Raw genomic sequence first — 23,356 nt, forward strand, 5'->3', positions numbered from 1 at the left:
AGCTTCGTAGAGCAGCTTGCGCACGGTCCCATCCCCTTGCTTGGAGATCCGGCCTGTCCAATCGAGCTCGCCCGACTGATGGCGTCGAGGCACGAGACCAAAATAGGCGCCGGCATCGCGTGATTGTCGGAAGCGTCCTGCTTCATCCACTGCAGCGGCGAAGGCGGCTGAGGTCTGAACGCCGACGCCCGGTATGGTCATCAGGATTTCGCAGGCCTGTGACTGGCTGGTGATGATGCGCAGTCGCCGGTCCATTTCCTTGATCTGCTCGACCAACTCCGCGCGCACCGCCAGCAAGGATGTGATTGCATCGCCAAGGCCCGGGATGTGTGCCGCCTGCATGATCCTCTCGAGGAATGCCTTCCCTTGCCCAGCCCCGGGGCGATAGCCGAACGTGGCGCAAAGACCGCGGATCATGTTGTCGAGCCGGACACGCGCTTCCACCAGATGGCTTCGCGCGGTGATCACGCTGCGCACCCCATGCGCTGCCGGAGATTTGACGTGCACCTCCTTGTAGAAGCCGGTGCGTGCCAACTGTGCGAGCCCGGCGGCATCGTGCGGATCGGTCTTGTTCGCCTTCATTGCCTTGAGGCTCTGGTGCGCCTGGCGAGCATCAATGCACACCACTGCAACGCCCAGTTCGCGCAGGCCCAAGCAGATTGCCGGCGACATTCGCCCCGTCTCAAGCACCGCCCGCTCGATTGGACAGTATCGTTCGAGCATCGCGGCCAAAGCCTCCGGAGTGCTCTCGACCTTCTCCGACACGAGCTTCCGACCATTTTCGCCAACGATACAGACCTGCGTGCTTTCCATCGACAGGTCCAGTCCGGCATAATGCTTCATGGCTGCTTCCTTCCTTCAGGATTCGACAACCAGAAGTGTGCGCCTCAACCGAGGTCCGAGGGAAGCAGCCGCAATTACACGATGACTTGCTGATCGTAGCCAGGAGAGTACGGTGGCCGCCAGTGCGAGAGCGGAGAAGTAGACGTTTGGGCAGCGGTCGTAGCGCGTTGCCACGCGGCGCCAGTCCTTCAGGCGGCCGAACATGATCTCGATGCGGTTACGCCGTTTGTTCAGCCTCTTGTCGTATTCGAGGGGCAGAAATCGGGATTTTCGCCCCGGAATGCAAGGTTTGATGGCAGCCCCAGCGCATCTCCGAACCAGTCCGCGTCATAGCCACGGCCGGCGAGCATCCACTTGGCCTTGGGCAAATCGTCGAGCGAGGCCGCTGCACCGGCGTAATCGCTGTGCTGGCCGGCCGTGATGAAGAAGCTGAAAGGGCGGCCCTTGGCATCAGTCACGGGATGCAACTTGGTGTTCAGGCCGCCCTTGGTCCGTCCGATCAGACGCCTGAGATCCCCTTTCTACCCCAAGGCTGGACGCCGTGCGGTGGGCCTTGAGATAGGTCGCGTCGATCATGACGGTCTGCGGCTCGGCCCTCTGGGCGGACAGGCCTTCCATCATCCGAGTGAACACGCCCATTTCGCCCCACCGCTTCCAGCGGTTATACAATGTCTTGTGCGGCCCGTATTCTCTGGGTGCATCCCGCCAGCGCAGTCCGGTCCGGTTGACTATGATGATCCCGCCCAGCACCCGTTGGTCGTCGGACCGTGACTTGCCGTGGCTCTTGAGAAAACACGGCAACAGACGCGCCATTTTCTCGTCCGTCAGCCAATATAGGTCACTCGTGCTCAGTCTCCTCGCGGAGCCTGAATCATATCGTTGCCTGCCGATCGATGGGTCCTGAGCCTAGAGCGTGATCTTTGTCGCCAGCTTTACCCCATTCAGGGAAAAAGCTGGAATCGACGTTCCCAGCCCGTCGTCAGTACTTTCGCACATTGTTGAGCGTAATTATCGGTGGCCCCAGAGTCCGTATACTATCTCCACTGCCGAGCTACACCGTCCTATTCAAGCGGGGGGACGATTGGACTTTTCGCCATGTGTAGGACTACGAATGAGTTGACAGCCTCGATAACCGGTGCCTTTCCGGTGAGATTGTCTATGAAATCACGCAACTCATTCATGTCTCGCAAGCAAAGCGAGGCATAGTAATCCATTTTTCCGCTGATTTCAGCTGCTTCGAGCACACGATTATCTTCTCTCAACAGCATCTCGAGGTGCCTAAAATCATCGGTCGAGTGACGTGCCAGACGCATCTCGATCATTACCCGGATGCTTGGCCTGATCAGGGCTAGTGCGATCTCGGTCCGGTATCCTGTAATTACGCCAAGCTTTTCCAGTCGCTTATGCCGTGCCAAGCAGGCAGAGGGCGAAAGCCCAACCAGGCCCGCAAGGCGGCTATCGAACCGAAAAGCTCTTGGCGAACGCATAGAGCGTTCCATCGACGCATTCGATCGCGACATCGCACAACCAGAAAATGAACTGTATCTGCTGGTATTGGATGATGGCACAGGCAGCATTGCAGGCACCGCCTGCCTATTCAGCAAGGTGGGCCAGACTTGGCCCTTCTACACCTATCGCCTCACGCAGATCGTCCACCACAGCAGGGAGCTCGGGCAGCGCTATTGCGAGGACATGCTGCATTTGAGCAATGACTTCGGGGGAGCCACCGAAGTGGGCGGCCTGTTCCTGCACTCCGCCTGCAGGGCAAATGGCACCGGCCGTCTGCTTGCCCGCAGCCGCTACATGCTGATAGGCCAGTTCCCTAACCGGTTCAGCTGTCGCATCATGGCTGAGCTGCGCGGCTGGGTCGCACCGAACGGCTCAACTCCCTTCTGGGATAGCGTGGGGCGCAACTTCTTCCACATGCCCCTCGCCGAGGCTGACCGATATGGCGGCATTAACGGCAACCAATTCATTGCTGACCTCATGCCGAAGTACCCCATCTACGTCTCGATGCTTCCGCAACCCGTGCGCCCGCTCATCGGCAAGGTCCATGAATCGAGCGCACCCGCCCTTAAGCTGCTGATGAACGAAGGCTTCAGGCTGACAGAACACGTCGACATCTTCGATGCAGGTCCGGTTGTGGAATGCCGCGCGTCGGACTTGAAGGCGATAGCGGATCGGGAATGCGGGGTCGTCGCGTCTCTCGGCAATCAGCCGAAAGGACGGCCAGCCCTAATGTCAAAGGGTAGCGGAAGGGACTTTCGTTGCTGGGTTGATCACACGAGCAGCGATCCTGCTGGTCTTACACGCCAGGGGGAGCGGTTTGCCGAGGTTGGGGAAGAGGTAGCCCATGTCGAATTCTGAACTTCTATCGTTCGATCCTTGTACCGGCGAGCTTGTCTGGCAAGGTCCGATCGGACGGACAGATGCGACCGTAAGAATGGCGCGAGATGCGTTGCGCGGCTGGGCTCAGACCACTTTCGCTGAGCGTGTACGCGTAGCTGAGGCTTTCCGTGAGGTCGTGCTGCGAAATGGGGCCAAACTAGCGACAGTCATCTCGCGGGAGACCGGAAAACCATACTGGGAAGCAGAATCGGAGGTCGCAAGCGTCGCAGCCAAGGTCGAGATTTCGGTCGAAGCATACATCACGCGAACGGGAGATCGTGAGGGGCAGGTTCAAGGTGTCCAGCAGGCGGTGCGCCACAAACCACATGGGGTCCTCGCCGTACTCGGGCCGTATAACTTTCCTGCCCACTTGCCTAACGGCCACATCGTCCCCGCCCTGTTGGCTGGAAACACCATCGTCTTCAAGCCCTCCGAGTTTACCCCGGCGACGGGTGAATTGCTGGCCGACTTCTGGTGCGAGGCAGGCCTGCCCGATAAAGTGCTGCAGGTCGTCCAGGGAAATTCGGAAACGGGTCGGGACCTCGCCTCTCACCCAGACATTGACGGACTCCTGTTCACTGGTTCGGCGACCACCGGTGCGGCGCTCGCCAGGCAGTTTGCCGAAACACCGCACAAAATTCTGGCCTTGGAAATGGGCGGTAATAACCCTCTGATAGTCTGGGACGCGGACGATCTGTCTGCAGCGGCCAGCATTGTCATTCAGTCGGCGTTCTTGTCAGCGGGACAACGATGCACCTGCGCTCGGCGGCTGATCGTAAGACAGGCGCAGGCAGATGCTTTGGTAGACCGCCTGGTCGAACTCACTCGGCAAATGAGGATTGGGGCGCCGTTCGATGATCCGGAGCCTTTCATGGGGCCGGTGATTGACAACGCTGCTGCTGACCGCCTGCTGGCGGCTGCGCGCGGCCTTTCCGCGCGATCGTCAAAAACCATCGTGCCTCTTCAACGGCTGGTCGAGGATAAGCCTTTCCTCACACCTGCGATTGTTGATGTGACCGGAACAAAAGTCGTGGACGAGGAGTATTTCGGCCCCCTGTTGCAGATCCTGCGTGTGACGGATTTCGACGCTGCGATGGCGGTAGCCAATGATACTAGGTTCGGCCTCGCTGCGAGCCTCGTCGGCGGCGATGAAGCGCTCTATCGGCGATTCTGGCAGAATAGCAGGGCAGGCGTGGTAAACTGGAACCGCCCGACCAACGGAGCTGCCTCCAGCGCACCGTTCGGCGGAATCGGCGCCTCGGGGAATCACCGTCCCAGTGCCTTCTATGCAGCGGACTATGTCGCCTGGCCGGTCGCCAGCCTCGAGACGTCGGACCTTGTTCCGATCGAAATGAAGGGACTCAATCGCCCATGAGGGGGTTTTTCGAGATCAACTTCGATGGGCTGATTGGTCCATCCCACAACTACGGCGGCCTCAGCTTCGGCAATCTTGCCAGCCACCAAAACTCAGGGTTGGTTTCCTTTCCTCGTCAGGCCGCCTTGCAAGGCCTAAACAAGATGCGCAGGCTCATGGATCTTGGCTTGCATCAGGGGTTTCTGCCTCCTCAGAGGCGTCCCGACACCTGGTTCCTCCGTCGGCTAGGCTTCAAGGGAACTGACGAAAAAGTTTGCGCAGCGGCGTGGGCAGAGGATCCAGCCTTGCTGGCCAATGCCATGTCCGCTTCCGCCATGTGGACGGCCAATGCCGCGACTGTCTCGCCCGCACCGGACACCTCCGATGGCCGTTGCCACCTGACCGTGGCGAATCTCGCGACGATGCCGCACCGTTCGATGGAGTGGCGAGAAACCTTGGACACGCTGCGCCACATCTTTGTCGATCAGCGCCATTTCGCAGTTCACGAGCCCATCCCAGCCTGCTTCGGCGACGAAGGGGCAGCCAATCACATGCGGATGGCGCCGCAGCACGGGGCCCCAGGGATTGAGATCCTCGTCTTTGGTGAACGCAAGGCTCATGGCTTTCCGGCAAGGCAGGACCGCCGTGCATCTCAGGCAATCGCGCGCCTTCACGGGCTCGATAGCCGGCGGACTTTGCTGGCCCGCCAGAGTGCATTGGCAATCGAGGCTGGGGCCTTCCACAATGACGTAGTGGCTGTAGCAAATGAACATGTGCTTCTCGCACATGAACAGGCCTTCGAGGACAAGGAGAGCGTCTACGCGTTCATCCAGGAGAACATTCCTGGCTGCGTAATCATAGAGGTGCCAGCTGATCAGGTGTCGCTGGGGGACGCTGTCGGTTCCTATCTGTTTAACTCGCAATTGGTCACTTTGCCCGCAGGGGGAATGGCGCTCATTGTCCCGACCGAAACCCAGGAATGCGATTCGGTGCGACGATGGCTCCGTCGCTTTGTGTCTGGCGGAGGACCGGTCGAAAAACTGGAAGTGATCGATGTACGCGAGTCGATGCGAAACGGCGGAGGGCCTGCTTGTTTGCGGCTGCGCGTGCAAACGGAGGCAGTGGGATTGGCGGCGATCGACTCTCGATTCCTGCTTGATGATGGTAGATGGGAAAGCTTGCATCGCCTGATTGAGGACCGGTGGCCCGAACGCATCGAGGCAGCTGACCTCGGCAGGGTAGAAACTTGGCAAGCAATTTGGACTGCGGATGCCATTCTTCGAGAGCACTTGCAGTTGCCTCGCTGACGCTCCCTCCAGCCAGTAGGGCTTCAACACCTCTGCGCAACAGCATGATTGCCACCACACGCGACAGGATCTTGGGCGCGGGATGTTTGGTAACGTTTTCAGTTCTTAAGAACCGTCTGCCTGAACAGCCCCTAGTTTTCTAGACGCTTTTCGCTTTAAAAATTTGCTGTCGTTCGAACTCAACGGGTAACATCAAGCCACAGCTACGCTGGTGCGGAGGTCGTCCACGACATCACGTCACCGCCCACTCAGCAATCAACTAAACATTCAACCTGCAGCGTCACCGGGTCTCCAGACAAGCCATGCGAACCTTCTGACCCGCTGCCATGGCGGAATGGAATGTTGCGACCTCCGCTGCAGCATCAAATCGCGACCTGAGGGCTCGGCGTGCTTTCGTGAAGCTACCCTCACAGTACCAAAGCGAACTATCGCCTCGCCCTACCTTTCAAACCCTAGCCGTCAACGCGGTGCGTATGCATTGACATTACCGTGCTGCGACTTGACCTTGCCGCCTGAACGCTTAGTCGGGATAGGAGCACACTTGATAAGCAGGAAGAGCCCGCCAATGGCCAGAACCCAGGCCGCTGATTTCGAAGACCGCAAGGAAGCGATCCTCGATCACGCTTCCGCCCTGTTCGCGCAAAAGGGATTCCTGGGCACGTCGGTGATGGACATCGCCCGCGCCTGCGGCGCATCGAAGTCTCTGCTCTATCATTATTACCCGTCGAAGGAAGACGTGCTATTCGCGGTAATGTCCTCGCACGTCGACCTGCTACTGGAAGACGTCGCGGCGGTAACCGCCACTGGCTTGCCGCCGCGTGAAAGCCTGCGCGCATTGTTACACCGCTTCTTGATGCATTACGTCGGCGCGGCCGACCGACAGAAGGTGTTGCTAAACGAACTCGACAACCTGCCCGCCGAGCGCCGCCGTGACATCGTGGAGACGCAGCGAAAAATCGTCGACGCGGTGCAATCGTTGCTTACCGCCGCCCTGCCCGGCAGGTTCGACGATCCGGTCGAGGCGCGAGCGCAGACCATGCTGCTGTTCGGCACAATCAACTGGACAAGCAACTGGTTCCGCGCCGACGGGGCGCTGACCTATGCCCAGATTGCGGATATGGCCTTTGACATGGTCATTCCGCCGGCCAACTGACTTTCATTCAGGCGTCGAAGTCGATCTCGACATCGTCGGACAACGGGATGGCCTGGCAAGTGAGGACATAGCCACGCTCCAACTCGTCGGCAGTAAGGCCGAAGTTGCGGATCATCTCAACCTGGCCCTCCACCACCCGCGCGCGGCATGTGGCGCAGACTCCAGCCTTGCACGAGAACGGCGCAGCAAGGCCAGCCGCCCGGGTGTTTTCCAGAATGGATTCGAGCGTCGGATCATAAGTCAGCGCGCGGCGCTTGCCGTTGATCGTGACCTTGATCGACTTGCCCGCGGCTTGCCGTTCAAGTCGTTCCACTTGCTCGCGCCGCGCTGCGCTCAATTCGTCCGCACTGAAGCGTTCGCTCCTGATCTGGCCAGCATCCAAGCCAGACTCAACCAGTGCCCCCTCGACCGCGTCCATCATCGCTCCGGGACCGCAGATGAAGGCGGCGTCAATGGCCGAGGCCGGCAACACGTGGGCGAGGATTTCGGCCATTTTCGCCCGGTCGATGCGCCCGTTCAGCAGCTCCAGCTCGTCGTCCTCGCGCGAGAGGAAGTGATGGATCTCGAACCGGTCAAGGTAGCGGTTCTTGAGCTGTGCCAGCTCTTCGAGGAAAAGAATCCCCGCCGTATCGCGGTTGCCGTAGAACAGCGCGAAATGGCTCGCGGGTTCGGCGGCAAGACCGGCTTTCAGCAGCGAAAGGATCGGGGTGATCCCCGATCCGCTGGCGAACATGGCATATTGCACTCGCCGCTGGCTATTGAAAGTCCAGCCGAAGGCACCAGCCGGGGGCATGACTTCCAGCATTGCACCGGCCTTAAGGGCATCGGCCGCCCAGTTCGAAAACCGGCCGCCCGCAACGCGCTTGATCGCAATTTGCAGCTCCTTGTCGCCAGGGGTGGAGCAGAGCGAATAGCTACGGCGAAGATCCTCGCCTGCCACCTCCGCGCGCAGCGTCAGGTGCTGGCCGGGTATAAACCGGAAGCTGCCCGCCAGCGCGTCCGGCACGGCAAACCGTACAGTGATCGCATCGGCGGTTTCCTGGCGAACTTCGCTGATCGAAAGGCAGTGGAACGTGGTCGACATCGGCTATCCTAGTGACACTTGAAACGATCGAAAGGCTCAAGGCAGGCATCGCACTGCCACAGCGCCTTGCACGGGGTTGAGCCGAAGCGTGAGATTTCGTGGGTACTCAGCGAGCCGCAACGCGGGCAGGCGCAGGGGCCGCTCTCACCCGTCGCACTTGGCGGGGCGATGCCATAGCGGCGCAGCTTATCGTGACCCTGGGGCGTGATCATCGCAGTTGACCAGGCGGGTGAAAGCACGATGCGGATCGAGACCCCTTCCAGCCCCGCCGCATCGAGCGCATCCCGAGCCGCACGTCCGATCGCACTGGTTGCCGGGCAGCCGCTATAGGTCGGAGTCAGCGCGACCCATGCCGCGCCATCATCACCACCGACCTCGCGTACGATGCCCAGGTCGATAATCGACACAGCCGGTATCTCGGGATCAGGCACATCGGCGAGTATCGCGGCAATCCGCCCGGCAAGGTCGCTTGGCAGGGGCACGCGATCTACCAGACCGCTTCGGGATGAGCGCGGGGCAGGACCTGCATCGTCGCCAAGAGCACCGAAAGGTGCTCGCTATGCTGCCCGCTGCGTCCGCCAACGATAGGCCAGACCTTGCGCGGCAGCGCCAGTCCAGCCCGTTCAAGAATAGCCGAGACATCGCGTTCGAAGCCATAGCGCAAGGATTGACGCAGCGGCACCAGGCCGCGCGCAGCACAGGCCGCCCAATCCCGATCATCGTGGAACAGGTCATTGACGAAGCGCCAGTGCCAATCGAGCGCTTCTGCCATGCGCGCGCGGCTTTCCTCGGTGCCATCGCCCAATCGCTCCGCCCAGTCGGCGGCGAAATCAGCGTGATAGCGCAGTTCCTTTACCGCCTTTGCTGCGATTTCAGCCAGACGCGCATCGGGCGATGCCGCCAGCGCCTCGTACAGCGCGCTGGCATAGGTGGCGAAAAACAGGTGGCGCACCACCGTGCGGGCGAAATCGCCATTGGGCTGTTCGGCCAGCAGGCAGTTGGCAAACTGCTCGGCGTTGCGGTGGAAGGCCAGGGCATCGGCATCGCGGCCGCCGCCTTCTACTTCACCGGCATAGTCCAGCAACAACGTCGCCTGCCCGATCAGGTCAAGCGCAAGGTTCGACAGGCCAAGGTCCACCTCGATCGTGGGGGCGTGGCCGCACCACTCGCACAGGCGCTGGCCCAGGATCAGGCTGTCATCGCCAAGCTGCGTCAATGCGCGGAACAGGGAATGGTCCATCGCCGCGCCTCACATATGGTCCACGGCTTCAGGAAGCACGTAGAATGTCGGGTGGCGGTAGATCTTGCTGGCGGCGGGTTCGAACATCGCACCGTCCTGCGCCGGATCGGAGGCGACGATATCGCTGGAACGCACGACCCAGATGCTCACCCCTTCGAGCCTGCGGGTATAGGTGTCGCGTGCATGGCGCAGCGCCATGTGCGCATCAGGCGCGTGTACTGATCCCGCGTGGCGATGGTCAAGCCCACCGCGGGCACGAATGAAAACTTCCCAGAGCGGCCAATCGTACATTCTATCCTCCCGATAATCAGGCGGCGACACGCGCGGCCCGCTTTGCCTCGAATGCGGCAGCAGCCTCACGCACCCAGGCGCCATTGGCCCAAGCGTCGCGGCGCGCAGTGATGCGTTCCTTGGCGGTCGGCCCTTCGCCGCGCACGACGGCGTAGAACTCGTCCCATTCGATCGCGCCAAAGTCGTAGTGGCCGCGCTGCTCGTTCCAGTTGAGATCAGGATCAGGGATAGTGAGGCCGAGCAATTCGGCCTGCGGGACCGTCGCATCGACAAACTTCTGGCGCAGTTGGTCGTTGGTCTCACGCTTGATTCGCCAGCGGATCGACTGGGCGCTGTTGGGCGAGTTTTCATCCGGCGGACCAAACATCATCAAGGCTGGCCACCACCAGCGATTGAGCGCATCCTGCGACATCGCCTTTTGCGCCGCCGTGCCTTTCGCCAGTGCCAGCAACAGGTCATAGCCCTGACGCTGGTGGAAGCTTTCCTCCTTGCATATCCGCACCATCGCGCGGGCATAAGGGCCATAGGAGGTGCGCTGCAGCGGCACCTGATTCATGATCGCCGCGCCATCGACCAGCCAGCCGATCGCGCCAATATCCGCCCAGTTAAGTGTCGGATAGTTGAAGATGGTTGAATACTTGGCGCGCCCCGAATGCAGTGCGTCGATCATTTCCTCGCGGCTGGTGCCAAGCGTTTCGGCCGCGCAGTAGAGGTACAAGCCGTGGCCGCCTTCGTCCTGAATCTTTGCCAGCAGGATCGCCTTGCGCTGCAGGCTCGGCGCACGGGTCAGCCAGTTGCCTTCGGGGAGCATTCCCACAATCTCGCTATGTGCGTGCTGCGAGATCTGGCGCACCAGGGTGCGGCGATAGGCCTGGGGCATCCAGTCTTTCGGCTCAACGAATTCATCGGCGGCAACGCGCGCCTCGAACGCAGCGAGGCGCTCAGGATCTTCCTGCGCGCCGTCCTGAAGCGGCGAAACCTTGCCAAGTTCAGTCGTGTACATCTGCTGATTCCCTCTGATCACGTTGGCTAACTTTCATTGACCGACTGGTCAATGAACATATTCCAGCCCCGCAATTACCTCCCTGCCGCCCGTGCGCGAAGGGCCTTAGACTGCGCGATAACGTGCTGGTGGTCTTTCGCGCGCACCGTCACGCGGTAGATCCCGCTGCGCCCGCTAGTCGCGTCTTCCTGCGCCTAGGCCAGCAGAACCTCGACGGCGCTTGCCGGAACGAGGAAAATGATCCACGCCGATTGCGCGATGCTGGCCGCGTTACGGCTGTTGCAGGCATAGGCAAGGGCGTTGTCGCCGATCTGGGAATAGCCGGACCGGGCGGCGCCACGACCCGCAAACCCCACGCCGGTCCGGTGCCTTCACGCGAGAACAGGGCCTGCGCTACATTCAGTGCGAGCGCGGCATTGCCCCCATCACTCGCTTGGGCGTCCGCCTCCATCTCTTACTCCCAGTTCCAATCTCGATTCATCGCCACAGCTATCGGCAAAAAAGCCGCTTGCCAATAATTAACCGTCTGGGCAGTTAATTTAACTCAAGCGATTCGAGAGTGGGAGAGACGGATGGAATTCGAGACCATCGCGCTGGCGATCGAAGGAGGCGTGGCACGCATCACGCTGAACCGTCCGGACCGGCTCAACAGCTTTACGGTCCAGATGCATGAGGAACTGAGCGCAGCGCTCGACTGGATCGATGGCGACAAATCAGTGCGCTGCCTGCTGCTCAACGGAGCCGGGCGCGGGTTTTGCGCAGGCCAGGACTTGTCAGATCCGGCAGTGGCGCCGGGCGGCGAGGCGGTCGATCTCGGTATCGCGGTAGAACGCCATTACTCCCCACTGGTGCGCCGTCTTGCGACGATGGAATTGCCGGTGATCTGCGCGGTCAACGGCGTGGCAGCCGGTGCCGGCGCGAATATCGCCTTCGCCTGCGACATCGTGATTGCTGCGCGCAGTGCGAAGTTCATCCAGTCGTTCGCCAATATCGGTCTGATCCCGGATTCAGGCGGCACTTGGGTGCTGCCCCGCCTTGCCGGACAGGCGCGGGCCCTAGGCTTGGCCCTCACCGGCGATCCCCTCCCCGCCGAGCGCGCAGAGGCTTGGGGCATGATCTGGAAATGCGTCGATGATGAAGCGCTGATGGACGAGGCGGGCACGCTGGCCGCGCGCTTTGCCCAAGGGGCGACCCGCGGCCTCGCTGCCACAAAGCAGGCGCTGCGCAGTTCGTTTGGGCGTTCGCTCGGCGAGGCGCTCGATCTCGAGCGCGACCTGATGCGCGAGCTTGGCCAAAGCGTCGACTATCAGGAAGGCGTCGCCGCCTTCACCGAAAAGCGCCGCCCGGTTTTCGCCGGCCGCTGACCGTCACAAATTCCAGCTTTCGGAGCTACCATGACCACACGACTGCAGAACTACTTCGCTGACCGGTGGGTCGATGGCACCGGCGCCGGTCAGCCCGTGCGCTCAGCGCTCGACGGGCAAGCAGTAGCCCTTGCGGGCAGCGAGGGGATCGATTTTGCAGCCATGCTCGATCACGCCCGCAGTATCGGTAGCCCGGCGCTGCGCGCCATGAACTTTCACCAGCGCGCCGGGATCATTAAGGCGTTGGGGCAGGCAATCATCGAGCGCAAGGAAGAACTTTACGCTCTGTCCGCGCAGACTGGTGCCACCCGCGCCGATAGTTGGATCGACATCGAAGGCGGCGCGGGCACCCTCTTCACCACGGCCTCCAAGGGGCGGCGCGAGCTGCCGGATGATGTCATCATCGTCGATGGCGATTTGGAAGCGATCGGCAAGACCGGAAGCTTTGCCGGGCAGCACATCTACACCTCGCTGCAGGGTGCGGCGCTACACATCAATGCTTTCAACTTCCCCGTTTGGGGAATGCTCGAAAAGCTGGGACCGGCTCTGATGGCAGGCATGGCGGTGATCGTGAAGCCCGCCACGGCCACCGCGCCGCTGGCAGAGCACGCGGTGCGGATCATGATCGAGGCAGGTGTGCTGCCTGCGGGCGCATTGCAGCTGGTTGTCGGCGCTATCGGTGACATTTTCGATCACTTGACATGTCAAGACGTGGTCTCGTTCACCGGTTCTGCGGAGACGGCGATCAAGCTGCAGAGTCACCCCGTTATGGCGCGCAATGCGGTGCGGTTTGTGGCGGAGCGGGATTCGCTCAACGCCTCGATCCTTGCTCCGGACGCTGCCGTGGGTAGCCCGGAATTCGACCTCTTCGTCAAGGAAGTGGTCAAGGAAATGACCGTCAAGGCCGGGCAGAAATGCACCGCGATTCGGCGCGCCTTCGTGCCGCGCGCGCTGCTGGATGCCGCGCAGGCTGCACTGACCGAACGCCTTTCCGGCGTGATCGTGGGTGATCCGGCGCGCGAAGGCGTGCACATGGGTGCACTCGTCAGCCTGGCCCAGCGCGAGGACGTGCGCGCAAAGGCCCGCGCCCTGGCGCAGGAATGCGATCTGGTGTTCGGCGCAATCGACGACGTCGAGGCGCTCGGCGACGCACAAAATGGCGCGTTCCAGTCTCCCTTGCTGTTCCGGCATGACCGGCCGTGGGAGGCGCAGGCCGTCCACGATGTCGAGGCCTTCGGCCCGGTCTGTACGCTGATGCCCTATGATACCGAGCAAGACGCGATCGCGCTCGCTAATCGCGGGCTTGGCTCGCTGGCGCTATCGGTATTCACCCACGATGCCGAAATGGTGCGCCGCTTCGTGCTTGGTGCTGGTGCCTTCCACGGCCGTATGGTGTTCGTGGACCGCGACAGCGCGCGGGAATCGACCGGTCACGGCTCGCCCCTGCCGATGCTGATCCACGGCGGCCCCGGCCGGGCTGGCGGCGGCGAGGAACTGGGCGGGGTGCGTAACGTGAAGCACTATATGCAGCGCAGCGCCGTGCAGGGCCATCCGCGCGTGCTTTCCGCACTGATCCGGCAATGGCTGCCCGGCGCACCGCAGCCGGTCGGCGCTGATCACCCCTTCCGCAAGCGACTGGGCGAACTGGAACTGGGCTACACCCTGCACACCGCCTCGCGCACGATCACGCTGGAGGATATCGAGCATTTCGCCGCCTATACCGGCGACAACTTCTACGCCCACATGGACGAGGTGGCCGCCGCCGCCAGCCCGATCTTCGGCGGGCGCGTAGCCCATGGCTACCTGATCCTGTCGTTCGCGGCCGGGCTGTTCGTCGATCCCGCGCCAGGTCCGGTGCTCGCCAATTTCGGACTGGAGCACCTGCGCTTCATCAAGCCGGTGAAACCGGGCACCAGCATCAAGGTGGCCCTTACCGCCAAGGCCAAGTCGCTGCGCACGCCAACCATGGGCGAAATGCGCTGGGCGGTGGCAGTCACCAACGGCGATGACGAACTGGTCGCAACCTACGACCTTCTGACCATGAACGCCGTTTGAGGAGAACCCAGCATGACAATGACCCTGATGGCGCTTTACGCCCAGCCCGCCGATCCCGAAGCCTTCGACCGTCACTACACCGAAGTGCACACGCCGTTGGTGGAGAAAATCCCCGGGCTTGAGGCCCTGCGCGTCAACAAGGTGCGCCGCAAACTGATGGGCGATACCGAACTCTACCAGATCGCTGAAATGGACTTTGCCGACAAGGCGGCCTTTGGCGGGGCCATGAGCTCGGCCGAAAACCAGGCTGCAGGCGCCGACCTTGCGGGCTTTGCCAAGGGCATCGTCACGCTGCTGGTAGTTGAACGCTAGGTCCGGCCGCGTCCGGGGCGCGGCGCGCCCGCCAGCGCCCCGGGCTTTCTCCGCAGTAGCGCACGAAGGCCCGGTTGAAGGCTGCTTCGGAACCATAGCCGACCGGCACAGCAATGATCTTGACCGTGTAATCCTCGCGCTCGCGTATTTCCGCCGCCATATCTATTCGCAGCGCGGTCAGGCATAGCAGCGGCGGCACGCCGACCAGATCGGCATGCGTTTGCCGCACGGCGGATTGATCAAGGTGTTCTGACGCGTCAGCCACTTCCAGCACGAGCAAGTCTCCCCGACGCGCAATCCACCGCGACGTTGCATCAGACTCGTCATGCGCAACTTGGGCGACCGCCCAGAACGATTAAGGCAGGACGTTGGCCAAAAGCGGCACACAGCCGACCAGGAATTACAGCTAATCGGGCATCTCCCGAACCTACATGTCCAGCGCAAGAAGAGTGCGAGTTCCGCCGGGAGTTCGCGATATCTCCTCGAAGGCGAAGGCCTTGCGGCCGTCGATTCCGATGCAGCTGCCAGTTGTCACCAGGGCCGGCGGCCAGTCCGCGATCCGCACTCACATCGGCCCTTACGAACCAGAAAGAACCACCTGAGCACAAAATGCTTGAAGTGCGCGCGCTCCCAACTACGCGACAACAACCTGGTCGAGAACTCGAATCTTCCTGTGCGACGAGGCAAGCGGGAAATTCAGCGCTTCAAGTCCCAGGGACAAGCCCAGCGTTTCATTTCCATCCACTCAGCAAACAACTACAAATTCAACATGCTGTGTTACCTGAGCTCCAGACAGGCCATCCGGACCTTCCAATGCGCTTCCATGGCGGAATGGAATGTTGCGACCTCCGCTGCAGCGTGAAATCGAGACCTGCTGGCTCGGCGCGCATTCGCGAAGTTACCCTCACAGTAACACCGACAGATCTTCTGACTAGTTTTACTGCTGCGCGAATGGGGTGGCTCTCAATCCCTAGCTCAGCGATGCCCAAGTTTAGTTCAGGTTATCAGGCCAGTTCACCGAGTTCCGATAACCGCCCCATCGAGTGTCCATCAATCGACATCAACGGTTTGGATGCCGCCAAGCACGAAATCACGTACAAGATCGGCAAGTTGCTCTAACTTAAGCTTCCCGTCTGGATTGTACCAAGTGTAGGTCCAGTTGATTGTACCGTAGATGAGCAATGTTATAGGTGTCCGAAAATCTGCAGCCTCGGCAATGTCCGGTCTGATCTTGACGACGATTGCCGTCAGAAGTTTAACCGGCACGTCTTCAATCGCGCGCAACTCTTTTTGCTGATCGCCGGTCAAAACTGTCATTTCATTGAACAAAATCGGGTAGTTTATGCGATAGTCATCATAGATACGCAAGCATTCGAGAATAAATTTGTACAGCGAGACCTCAGGAGCGAGCCCCTCGATATCGATCGCTCCAAGGCGAGCTCGAACCTCCACCAGAAAGTCCCGCAGCAGTGTGAAGAGAATGTCTTCTTTGGTCGGGAAATAATGATAGATCCAAGCCTTGGAGGCGCCACAGGCTGAAGAAAGCTCAGAGATCGAGGTTTTCGCAAAGCCCTGCCTTGCGAAGAGGCCCGAAGCAGTATCAAGGATCAAGCGCTTCTTATCTTCATGATCCTTAGCGCGCACTCCGACCATAGCCTGTCATCTCCGCCGCTGCATCGCATCGACCTTAAGCCGGGTAGATCGGATATCAAGCGGGGATCCCAGCCTTATCCCCGGTACCGGGGATGATATCCGCGCCCGTGGCAATCAGAAACGACCAGCAAGCCGCAGACCCCATGTACGCCCCAGTTGCCTGGCAACTAGCGTGTTCAGCCCGACACCCAGCGGAGCCGGAAAGCCCCCATCGGAGATCAGGATGACGTCCTGTTTGTCCGCGAGGTTGTTGACAAAGCCAACCAGGTCGAAATGCTTTCCGTAGATGCCAGCCGAGAGGTTGATCGAAGCATATGACGGCGTTGTACGAGCCGCCGAGTTCTCGCGATCGCCGAATGTTCTCGAGCGATAGAGATATTCTCCTCTCGTCCCCAGCGACCAGTCATCACTAACCGGAACCCGCAAGGTCGCCGAGAGGTTGCCAGTCCACTTTGGCGCTCCGGGCAGCCGGTTTCCGGAAAAGTTGAGGGCCCCGTCGGTGTACCTGCTATATCTAGCGTCGGTGTAGCCAAGGACCCCGTTCACCGTCAGAATGCTAGTCGGCCGCACGGTCAGTTCGGCTTCCACCCCCTGCAACCGGGCCGATGCGGCGTTGGTTACGATAGCTACGACTGCCCCGCCACCGCCGAGGACCTGCGTAAGCTGCGGTGTCTGAATGTCAGAATAATCCTGACGGAAGACGTCAGCGTTAAACGTGATGCGGTTATCGAGGAACTGCGCCTTTATACCCAGTTCATAATTCCAGAGGCTCTCGTCACCAAACCGCAAGGCTTTAAAAGTCGTAATGCGCGGCGAGGTAATATTGTCGACGTTCCAGCCGCCCGACTTGAAGCCTTTCGACGCCGTGCCGTATACCATGATGGCACGTGAGGGCTGGTAGCGCAGGGTAAACGTGGGCGAGACATCCGTCGCGCTGATCCTGTCGAACTCCTGTGGGAGGTTCGGGGCGCCAATTATCGGGAAGCCATTCTGCTGGTAATTGAGACGCTTGGCTTCGTCGGTGTAGCGAATGCCGACAGTCGCGGTCAGCTTATCGACAAGCTCCCAATCGATACTTGCGAAAGCAGCCACTGCTTCGGTGTCTGCCTCGCCAAAGGTATCGCCGACCTTCCCCCTGAGCGGCGCAAATCTACTGTCGGGACCAAATGTGCTTTGTGCGAAGTTATCGGTATCCTGGCGGAATAGGTACGCGCCGATCAAATAGTTGATTCTATCTCCCAGCTTGCCGGACAAGCGCAACTCTTGCGAAAACTGCGTCTGTTTGGACGCAGACTCGCTTACGACGATCGAGAGTGGCCCGACGTCGGAGTCGTTTGTTCTCTGGTTTTCGGCCCATCGATAAGCTGTTATCGACGTCAGGGTCGCGCCAAAGCCTGTCTCGATGTCAGCTGTTAGCGAAATCCCCTTGGATTTGCGCAGAGCGAGCGTCGGAGTGTTTACATTGCTTTCGTAGCGTCCCGTCGGCCCACCGTAACCGGCCAAAATCTCTTCGACGTAGCCGTAATTGTTCTCGTTCAGGTAGTCGGCCGAGAACACCAGCTTGACCACGTCCGAGGGTTTCCAGAGAACCTTTGCACGACCGCCGTAGCTATCGTCGTTTCCAAAGCGGCGATTGTCGAGCAGGTTATGAACGTAGCCATCCCGCTTGACCCGAAATCCACCGACACTTACCGCAAGCGTATTGGAAAGCGGCGCCGAAACAAAACCCTGTGCTTCAAAACGGTTGAAGCTGCCGATTCCAAGTTCGAATTGACCGGTCGGCGTAAAGCTCGGGTTGCGCGTGACGATACTGATCGCGCCGCCGATAGCGTTCTTGCCGAAGAGCGTACCTTGCGGTCCGCGAAGGAATTCGACCCGCTCGACGTCAAAGAGTGGGGAGTCAAAAGTATAGCTTTTCCCCTGCACCACTCCGTCGATGTAGATCCCAATCCCGCTGTCGAAGCCCGGATTGTATCGTGACTGGCTAGAGACGCCCCGCACCGTAACAGTGGCCAGCGGACCACCACTAAATGTCACATTCGGAACAGCAGCAGCCAATTCGGAGACCCGAACATTGTCGCGTTCCGCAATCTTGTCGGCCGAGACTGCTGAGATCGAGATCGGAACGTCCTGGAGGCGCTCAGTGATCTTCCGGGCCGTGACCACGATCTCACCAGGCGCCTTGTCGGCTTGCGCTTCATCCACTGCTGTTGGTGCATTCTGCGCGAACGCAGCAGGCGCACTTGAGGCCATCAAAGTGACCAATGTCGCACAAACAATCGATCGACGAATCATTTCGTTCCTCCCCGAAGTTAGTCCGGTGAAATTGGCATTAACCGGCCAGCCGGTCAATATATGATTGTAACCTGACTTTAGACGGATATAAGAGAGGGGTCGTGTCCCTTGCGGTGGAGAATCAGGAATGGGGATTGATTTAGGCGGGTCTCTGGGATCCCTGATCGCGAGAGCCTGTCAACGCTGGCATCCTCGTATTGCACTCGAGTGGCCAGAAGGTGCACTCACTTACGCGGAGCTGGGGGATCGCATTTCTCAGTTCGTCGCGGCCTTTGGCTCACTCGGGCTTGCCCGTGGCGGGGCTCTGGCAATCATGGCGCCAAACCTCCCCGAGACCGCTATTGCCAATGCTGCAGCAATGGTTGCTGCCATCCGTGTAACGCCGGTTTCGCTGTTCATGTCCGACGAGGATCTGGCTTATATTCTAAGCGATGCCGAAATTGATGTCGTACTGGTGGCGCAAGAGCAAGCCGAACGAGTGGAATTGCTGGTGACCAACCTGGGCCGCAGTATCCAGGTCGCGACTCTCGGTGCAGCCGAACGAGGTATCGATCTTGTGGCGCGGGCTGATTCATTCGCCCCGTCGCCGTTGGAGCCAGTTGCTCAATGTGGTGATATCGCGGTGATTGGTTACACTGGAGGGACCACTGGCCGGCCCAAAGGCGTCGTCCATACTCACAATTCGGCGTTGGCAACGGTTTTGATGGCTGCGAGTGAATGGGAATGGCCGAGCCCCACGAACGTCGTCGCTGTCACACCGGTGTCGCATGCAGCGGGAATACTATGTTACCCCGCGTGGCTGAAAGGCGGAACCTTTCACCTGCTACCATCATTCGATCCAGCGGGCTTGGCGGACTATGCGCGCAAGCACAACGTTACCGCTACGTTCCTCGTCCCCACGATGATCTACCGGCTAATCGACCTAGCAAAGGAAACTGCGCTCGATCTTGGACCGCTCGAAACGATCATATACGGCGGCGCACCAATTGCCATTCCGCGTCTTGTCGAAGCCATAGAGCTTTTTGGGCCGTTGTTCATGCAGCTCTACGGTCAGACTGAGGCGCCAACCTGCATCGCTTACCTGGCACGAGGCCAGCATGTGCTGGATCGGCCAGATCGACTGGGATCGTGTGGAGTGCCACTGGCCAGCGTGGATATCCAACTCATTGATGCCAATGGCGCGCCTGTCGCCACCGGGGAATGCGGGGAAATCTGTGTTCGTGGGGCCTTTGTGATGCAGGGCTATTGGCGTCGTGAATCAGACACCGCAGAAGCTATACGTGATGGCTGGCTTCGCACCGGCGACGTGGGACGCTTTGATGACGACGGCTACCTGAGCATCGTCGATCGCACAAAGGACATGATCATCACGGGCGGCTTCAATGTCTACCCAAATGAAATTGAGCAGGTGATCGCAGATGTTCCCGGGGTTCTCGCCTGCGGCGTGGTAGGCATCGACGATCCGTATTGGGGTGAGGCCGTGACGGCATTCGTTGTCTCCACTGACCCGGCCAATCCACCTGATCGAGCCCAGATCACGCGCGTTGTCAGAGAGCGCCGCGGTGTAGCCGCCGTTCCCAAGCGCATTGAATTCATCGACGCCTTGCCGATGACCCCGATCGGCAAGATCGACAAGAAAGTGCTGCGGCTATGGCGGCCAGAAGCCGTGGAGTCGCATTCGTGACGACCTCGACCGAAGCCGGAGCGACTGTCTCCGCCCGAGCTGGCTGGTGGGCCGCTGTGCTGTTCACCGTCGCAGCCATGGTTTCCTACACTGACCGCTTCATATTATCGCTGCTCGTTGATCCGATCGAGCGCGAACTCGGCATGAGCGACGCTCAGTTCAGCATTATCGTGGGAGCAGCATTTGCGATCTTCTACACTGCCATGGGTGTTGCCGCAGGTTGGCTGGCAGACCGCCATAATCGCAAACGCATGATCATCATCGGAATACTCATCTGGAGCGCCGCAACGATTGCAACTGGCTTCGCTCGAGATTTCGGCACGATGGCCATCTTGCGCGTTGCCGTTGGCACAGGCGAGGCAATGCTCATGCCTGCAGCGGTATCGATGCTCGCCAATATGTTTCCGCCCGAGCGGCGGAGCATGCCGTTGGCGCTGCTGATGTTGGGCATGATCGCCGGCAATGGTTTTGCCTTCCTCTTAGGCGGAGCACTGGTTGAGCTGGTCAGTCACCAGGCCTTCATCGGGCTGCCTGTGCTGGGCGACCTTTCTGGGTGGCGCGTCGTCATGGTGATTGCTGGCACGCCCGGAATCTTCCTTGCCGCAGCGATGGCCTCCTCCATCCGCGAACCAGTGCGCGCTGTCAGCCGACCGCCCAACTCGCTGGCAGAGCCGCTGGCGTGGCTTTGGCGGCACCGAAGACAACTCGGCCCCATCTATCTCGGATGTGCAGCTCTCTCGCTCGGCGATTTCGCGCTGGTCAGCTGGGCGCCTTCGCTGATGATCCGCAGCTATGGTGTCTCGACCTCTTCGACCGGGTTCACCTTTGGTCTCCTTGCCATCCTTGCCGGATCGCTAAGCGCGCTAGCCGGGGGGGCTGTCGCCGGTCGACTGAGAGCCACAGGCAAGGGAGACCGCCGACCTGCCGCGATTATCGCCGCAACGATCGTGGGACTGGCCGGTACCGGATTGCTGCTAGTTCCAAGCGCTTACGGAGTCATTGGCGCGATCTCGGTCTGGGGTTTCTCGAGCGCCTTTGCACAAACAGTTTCGCTGCCCCTATTCCAAGAGCGTCTCATCGACGAGGTGCGCGGAATTGGCTCATCGTTGGGCGGCGTATTCAATATCATGCTCGGGCTCAGCATTGGTCCAATCTTGGTTCCCGTTTTCAAGGAAACGGGAATGGCTCAGGCCGAAGCGTTACTCGTGGCAATGGCAATTGCGGGCGCGGCTGCAGCGGCACTGTTTGCGATGCTGTTGGTCCGTCTTCCGGTCTCAACCGCCAAGCCCGGCTCTTAATGGATCTGCTCATGTCAGAACAAAATACGATCCGACTTCTGGATCCGGTAATTCGCCAATTGGAACGATTCAACGCCCATGATGCGGACGGCTTTGCGGCCTGTTTCACAATCGATGCGCGTTTCGAACAATTGACGGGCCCGCCGGTGGCCGTGGGCCGCGCGGAGATCGTACAGGTCTATAAGCAGTTGTTTGCCAGGGTCCCCAGCCTTCGGATGGAGCTCATCGGGCGGATGATCCGCGACAACTACGTCGTTGATCATGAACTTGGCGAAGGTGACCCGACGCGCGGCCCGGATGGTCGCTTCGAGACCATAGTCGCCTATCGTGTCGCTGGCGATTACATCGATAGGGTCTGGTTTATCCGCTAGGCTGAAAAGTCGACAGGCTCGAATGGCCACATCGGTCGGGAGCGCTTGTGATAGTGACGGATGGACGACTGCTGGCTTGAAGCGACGTAGATCACACTGCGCCCCATGTCCCCGAAACCGATTCTCCATTGCTCGGACGACTTTACGGCAACATAGCGCTTGTTCGCAGGTTCAACACCGAGCGCCCGGAACATATCGGGGCCGTAGCACTGGTCGCGAATTTCGCTGACGATGATGTCGAGACCACCTGTACTGATGCAGACGACGCGCCCCAGAGGCGGCCGAGAGCCCTGAAGGTTTTGGGTGACATTCTCGGCAAGCCCTGTGATTTTGCCGCGAACGTCGAGAGGTAGCCCGGATGCCTCGCCGACCTTGCCGCCAACGCGCAGGGAAAAATCGGCACCAAGGCCGGCTTCAAAGCCCAATTGTACTGCCAGGGGATCCCATATCGGCCCAATGCACGACGGGACGAGGTCATTGTCCAGCATCGCTCGGGCCAATGCCATATTGTCACCCGAAGCCCCACCGCCGGGGTTGTCCGAACTATCGACCAGGATTACCGGGTATGCGGTGGCCGCCTTGGCTAGCTCGATGTCGGCCGCAAAGCTTCGCTCGGGGCCGTTGCCTTTCATGATCGAAGCCATGGCTTGGTAGCGCCGACCGAAGTCTTGTGCGATAGAGGCAGCAGCTGGCTGATCGTTGTTGGTATAGATCAGCACTTTCGACCCCATCCGCGCTACATCGCCCGCACGAAAGCCTTGGATCAGTGAGCCGGAGAGGACTTCCCCTCGCCGCTCGAGCTCAAACAGGTCTGCGACCAATTCCTTCATCGGTGACGACTGCGTCGCCAGTCCGGCAACCATCTGGCAATTGAACAGGCTCGACGTCGGCATGATCTCACCCGCACGGATTCTCTCGAGTAGATCGAGAAGGTCACGCGCACGCTCGACGTAGTCGATATGCGGATAGTACTTGAATGCCACGAGTACGTCAGCAGCTCTGACCAATCGCTGCGACAAGTGAGCGTGAAGATCAAGTTCGGCCCCTAGCGCAACATCCGGCCCGACAATCGCCCGGGCACGCTCCAGAAGGTCCGCCTCGCACTCGTCCTCGCCAAAGGCAAGCATTGCGCCGTGTAAACCGAAAGCCACGATATCCACCGGCATTGCCCGTCGCAGTTGATCGAGGATCTCGTCGCGCAGTAGTTGGTAGGCTTGCGCGCTGACTGGACCACCCGGCATGGCGAAGGCACAGGTTCCCTCGATGACCTCGTAGCGTCCCTCGCGGGCACGCTCTCGAGCGGCCCACAGCGGTCCGGTCGCCTCGGTTGCGAAATCCGGGTGCTCTCCGGGGCGCCAGAGCATCGTCGCCCGGAACGCATCCAGTCCGGTTGGCAGAGGTGAGAATGAATTCGTCTCAGTACCCAAGGTCGCCACAAACACGCGCAACCGTCGCCCCGGCAGCGCTGCACCTGTCGCCTTCGATCCAGCCATCGACAAAATGCCTCCCATCAATGTTCGACGATCAAGCATAACACGAGTCTTCGGTTTGCTGTTGTTTGCACCAGCTGCTGCATCTTCACCCCATAAATCAACCGAACGGACAGTCAATTCTTGTTGACCATCCTGGGCCTATCTGAAATGTTCTGCTGACAGAACGGG

Annotated in this window: 22 protein-coding genes and 1 pseudogene; 10 read left to right on the forward strand and 13 right to left on the reverse strand. The window is 60.2% G+C overall.

Features of this window, described 5'->3' with window-relative positions; genetic code table 11:
- From HGI47_RS07865 to HGI47_RS07875, 3 genes and pseudogenes are all read right to left on the reverse strand, one after another.
- A partial coding sequence (locus tag HGI47_RS07865; RefSeq protein ID WP_168852366.1) for an IS110 family transposase occupies positions 1-843 on the reverse strand: 843 nt, incomplete at its 3' end.
- 96 nt (positions 844-939) lie between these two features.
- A pseudogene (locus tag HGI47_RS07870) lies at positions 940-1,695 on the reverse strand (IS5 family transposase); the annotation flags it as partial.
- 209 nt (positions 1,696-1,904) lie between these two features.
- On the reverse strand, positions 1,905-2,258 hold the full coding sequence (locus HGI47_RS07875; protein WP_168852273.1) for an Lrp/AsnC family transcriptional regulator: 354 nt from the start codon (positions 2,256-2,258) through the stop codon (positions 1,905-1,907).
- On the opposite strand from HGI47_RS07875, the gene HGI47_RS07880 reads away from it, so the two are divergent.
- The 4 genes from HGI47_RS07880 (at position 2,173) to HGI47_RS07895 (ending at position 7,045) form a co-directional block, all read left to right on the forward strand.
- Positions 2,173-3,210 (forward strand): arginine N-succinyltransferase, encoded by a 1,038-nt coding sequence (locus tag HGI47_RS07880; protein WP_118074273.1) that lies wholly within the window; start codon positions 2,173-2,175, stop codon positions 3,208-3,210. The genes HGI47_RS07875 and HGI47_RS07880 overlap by 86 nt on opposite strands.
- Positions 3,197-4,606, forward strand: coding sequence for a succinylglutamate-semialdehyde dehydrogenase (astD, locus tag HGI47_RS07885; RefSeq protein WP_125955364.1), 1,410 nt, complete (start codon positions 3,197-3,199; stop codon positions 4,604-4,606). Before HGI47_RS07880 ends, astD begins: the two co-directional genes overlap by 14 nt.
- A complete protein-coding gene (locus HGI47_RS07890) occupies positions 4,603-5,892 on the forward strand; it encodes an N-succinylarginine dihydrolase (RefSeq protein ID WP_125955363.1) in 1,290 nt (429 codons plus the stop codon). Before astD ends, HGI47_RS07890 begins: the two co-directional genes overlap by 4 nt.
- Positions 5,893-6,391: 499 nt before the next feature.
- Positions 6,392-7,045 carry a TetR/AcrR family transcriptional regulator gene (locus HGI47_RS07895; protein ID WP_240344713.1) on the forward strand — a complete coding sequence of 218 codons (654 nt, stop codon included), beginning with the start codon at positions 6,392-6,394 and terminating at the stop codon, positions 7,043-7,045.
- 7 nt (positions 7,046-7,052) lie between these two features.
- Here the strand turns inward: HGI47_RS07895 and HGI47_RS07900 are convergent, their stop codons facing one another.
- The 6 genes from HGI47_RS07900 to HGI47_RS07925 form a co-directional block, all read right to left on the reverse strand.
- A complete protein-coding gene (locus tag HGI47_RS07900; RefSeq protein ID WP_125955362.1) occupies positions 7,053-8,129 on the reverse strand; it encodes a 2Fe-2S iron-sulfur cluster-binding protein in 1,077 nt (358 codons plus the stop codon).
- Between the two features lie 8 nt (positions 8,130-8,137).
- Positions 8,138-8,611: a 1,2-phenylacetyl-CoA epoxidase subunit PaaD gene (gene paaD, locus HGI47_RS07905; protein ID WP_233497675.1), complete on the reverse strand. Its 474-nt coding sequence runs from the start codon at positions 8,609-8,611 to the stop codon at positions 8,138-8,140.
- A gap of 5 nt (positions 8,612-8,616) precedes the next feature.
- Positions 8,617-9,369 carry a 1,2-phenylacetyl-CoA epoxidase subunit PaaC gene (gene paaC / locus HGI47_RS07910; RefSeq protein ID WP_168852274.1) on the reverse strand — a complete coding sequence of 251 codons (753 nt, stop codon included), beginning with the start codon at positions 9,367-9,369 and terminating at the stop codon, positions 8,617-8,619.
- A 9-nt stretch (positions 9,370-9,378) separates the two neighbouring features.
- Positions 9,379-9,660, reverse strand: a complete 282-nt coding sequence (gene paaB / locus HGI47_RS07915; protein ID WP_118074275.1) for a 1,2-phenylacetyl-CoA epoxidase subunit PaaB — start codon at positions 9,658-9,660, stop codon at positions 9,379-9,381.
- A 16-nt stretch (positions 9,661-9,676) separates the two neighbouring features.
- A complete protein-coding gene (gene paaA / locus HGI47_RS07920; protein ID WP_118074276.1) occupies positions 9,677-10,663 on the reverse strand; it encodes a 1,2-phenylacetyl-CoA epoxidase subunit PaaA in 987 nt (328 codons plus the stop codon).
- A 194-nt stretch (positions 10,664-10,857) separates the two neighbouring features.
- Entirely contained in the window at positions 10,858-11,019 is a 162-nt protein-coding gene (locus HGI47_RS07925; protein WP_158453980.1) for a hypothetical protein, read from the reverse strand.
- A gap of 216 nt (positions 11,020-11,235) precedes the next feature.
- Between HGI47_RS07925 and paaG the strand changes: the two genes are divergently transcribed.
- The 3 genes from paaG to HGI47_RS07940 are packed head-to-tail and all read left to right on the forward strand — an operon-like array spanning position 11,236 to position 14,394.
- The gene (gene paaG / locus HGI47_RS07930) at positions 11,236-12,027 is read left to right on the forward strand and encodes a 2-(1,2-epoxy-1,2-dihydrophenyl)acetyl-CoA isomerase PaaG (protein ID WP_118074277.1); all 792 of its coding nucleotides are present in this window, start codon (positions 11,236-11,238) and stop codon (positions 12,025-12,027) included.
- A gap of 30 nt (positions 12,028-12,057) precedes the next feature.
- Entirely contained in the window at positions 12,058-14,082 is a 2,025-nt protein-coding gene (paaZ, locus tag HGI47_RS07935; RefSeq protein WP_118074278.1) for a phenylacetic acid degradation bifunctional protein PaaZ, read from the forward strand.
- A gap of 12 nt (positions 14,083-14,094) precedes the next feature.
- Entirely contained in the window at positions 14,095-14,394 is a 300-nt protein-coding gene (locus HGI47_RS07940) for an EthD family reductase (RefSeq protein WP_199558140.1), read from the forward strand.
- Here HGI47_RS07940 and HGI47_RS07945 read toward each other — a convergent pair.
- From HGI47_RS07945 to HGI47_RS07955, 3 genes are all read right to left on the reverse strand, one after another.
- Complete coding sequence (locus HGI47_RS07945; protein ID WP_158453979.1) at positions 14,369-14,668, reverse strand: helix-turn-helix domain-containing protein; 300 nt, start codon at positions 14,666-14,668, stop codon at positions 14,369-14,371. The genes HGI47_RS07940 and HGI47_RS07945 overlap by 26 nt on opposite strands.
- Positions 14,669-15,444: 776 nt before the next feature.
- Entirely contained in the window at positions 15,445-16,047 is a 603-nt protein-coding gene (locus HGI47_RS07950) for a TetR/AcrR family transcriptional regulator (protein ID WP_118074280.1), read from the reverse strand.
- Positions 16,048-16,161: 114 nt separating this feature from the next.
- Positions 16,162-18,342, reverse strand: a complete 2,181-nt coding sequence (locus HGI47_RS07955) for a TonB-dependent receptor (protein ID WP_118074281.1) — start codon at positions 18,340-18,342, stop codon at positions 16,162-16,164.
- Positions 18,343-18,469: 127 nt separating this feature from the next.
- On the opposite strand from HGI47_RS07955, the gene HGI47_RS07960 reads away from it, so the two are divergent.
- From HGI47_RS07960 to HGI47_RS07970, 3 genes are read left to right on the forward strand one after another with little or no spacing between them, the layout of a single operon-like run.
- Positions 18,470-20,026, forward strand: coding sequence for an AMP-binding protein (locus HGI47_RS07960; RefSeq protein ID WP_118074282.1), 1,557 nt, complete (start codon positions 18,470-18,472; stop codon positions 20,024-20,026).
- A 56-nt stretch (positions 20,027-20,082) separates the two neighbouring features.
- Positions 20,083-21,324: an MFS transporter gene (locus HGI47_RS07965; protein ID WP_168852275.1), complete on the forward strand. Its 1,242-nt coding sequence runs from the start codon at positions 20,083-20,085 to the stop codon at positions 21,322-21,324.
- 11 nt (positions 21,325-21,335) lie between these two features.
- Positions 21,336-21,695 carry a nuclear transport factor 2 family protein gene (locus HGI47_RS07970; RefSeq protein ID WP_158453977.1) on the forward strand — a complete coding sequence of 120 codons (360 nt, stop codon included), beginning with the start codon at positions 21,336-21,338 and terminating at the stop codon, positions 21,693-21,695.
- Here HGI47_RS07970 and mlrC read toward each other — a convergent pair.
- The gene (gene mlrC, locus HGI47_RS07975) at positions 21,692-23,227 is read right to left on the reverse strand and encodes a microcystinase MlrC (RefSeq protein WP_118074286.1); all 1,536 of its coding nucleotides are present in this window, start codon (positions 23,225-23,227) and stop codon (positions 21,692-21,694) included. The genes HGI47_RS07970 and mlrC overlap by 4 nt on opposite strands.
- Positions 23,228-23,356 lie beyond the last annotated feature (129 nt).

Origin of the sequence: Novosphingobium sp. ERN07, assembly GCF_012641335.1 — a bacterium.
Classification (GTDB): Bacteria; Pseudomonadota; Alphaproteobacteria; order Sphingomonadales; family Sphingomonadaceae; genus Novosphingobium.

Bases quoted from the DNA above. Each gene is read 5' to 3' on its own strand.
- HGI47_RS07900 (WP_125955362.1), bottom strand. From the start codon at position 8,129: ATGTCGACCACGTTCCACTGCCTTTCGATCAGCGAAGTTCGCCAGGAA.
- paaA (WP_118074276.1), bottom strand. From the start codon at position 10,663: ATGTACACGACTGAACTTGGCAAGGTTTCGCCGCTTCAGGACGGCGCG.
- HGI47_RS07950 (WP_118074280.1), bottom strand. From the start codon at position 16,047: ATGGTCGGAGTGCGCGCTAAGGATCATGAAGATAAGAAGCGCTTGATC.
- HGI47_RS07960 (WP_118074282.1), top strand. From the start codon at position 18,470: ATGGGGATTGATTTAGGCGGGTCTCTGGGATCCCTGATCGCGAGAGCC.
- HGI47_RS07880 (WP_118074273.1), top strand. From the start codon at position 2,173: ATGCTTGGCCTGATCAGGGCTAGTGCGATCTCGGTCCGGTATCCTGTA.
- paaC (WP_168852274.1), bottom strand. From the start codon at position 9,369: ATGGACCATTCCCTGTTCCGCGCATTGACGCAGCTTGGCGATGACAGC.
- HGI47_RS07970 (WP_158453977.1), top strand. From the start codon at position 21,336: ATGTCAGAACAAAATACGATCCGACTTCTGGATCCGGTAATTCGCCAA.
- astD (WP_125955364.1), top strand. From the start codon at position 3,197: ATGTCGAATTCTGAACTTCTATCGTTCGATCCTTGTACCGGCGAGCTT.
- HGI47_RS07890 (WP_125955363.1), top strand. From the start codon at position 4,603: ATGAGGGGGTTTTTCGAGATCAACTTCGATGGGCTGATTGGTCCATCC.
- HGI47_RS07940 (WP_199558140.1), top strand. From the start codon at position 14,095: ATGACAATGACCCTGATGGCGCTTTACGCCCAGCCCGCCGATCCCGAA.
- paaZ (WP_118074278.1), top strand. From the start codon at position 12,058: ATGACCACACGACTGCAGAACTACTTCGCTGACCGGTGGGTCGATGGC.
- paaB (WP_118074275.1), bottom strand. From the start codon at position 9,660: ATGTACGATTGGCCGCTCTGGGAAGTTTTCATTCGTGCCCGCGGTGGG.
- mlrC (WP_118074286.1), bottom strand. From the start codon at position 23,227: ATGCTTGATCGTCGAACATTGATGGGAGGCATTTTGTCGATGGCTGGA.
- HGI47_RS07955 (WP_118074281.1), bottom strand. From the start codon at position 18,342: ATGATTCGTCGATCGATTGTTTGTGCGACATTGGTCACTTTGATGGCC.
- paaG (WP_118074277.1), top strand. From the start codon at position 11,236: ATGGAATTCGAGACCATCGCGCTGGCGATCGAAGGAGGCGTGGCACGC.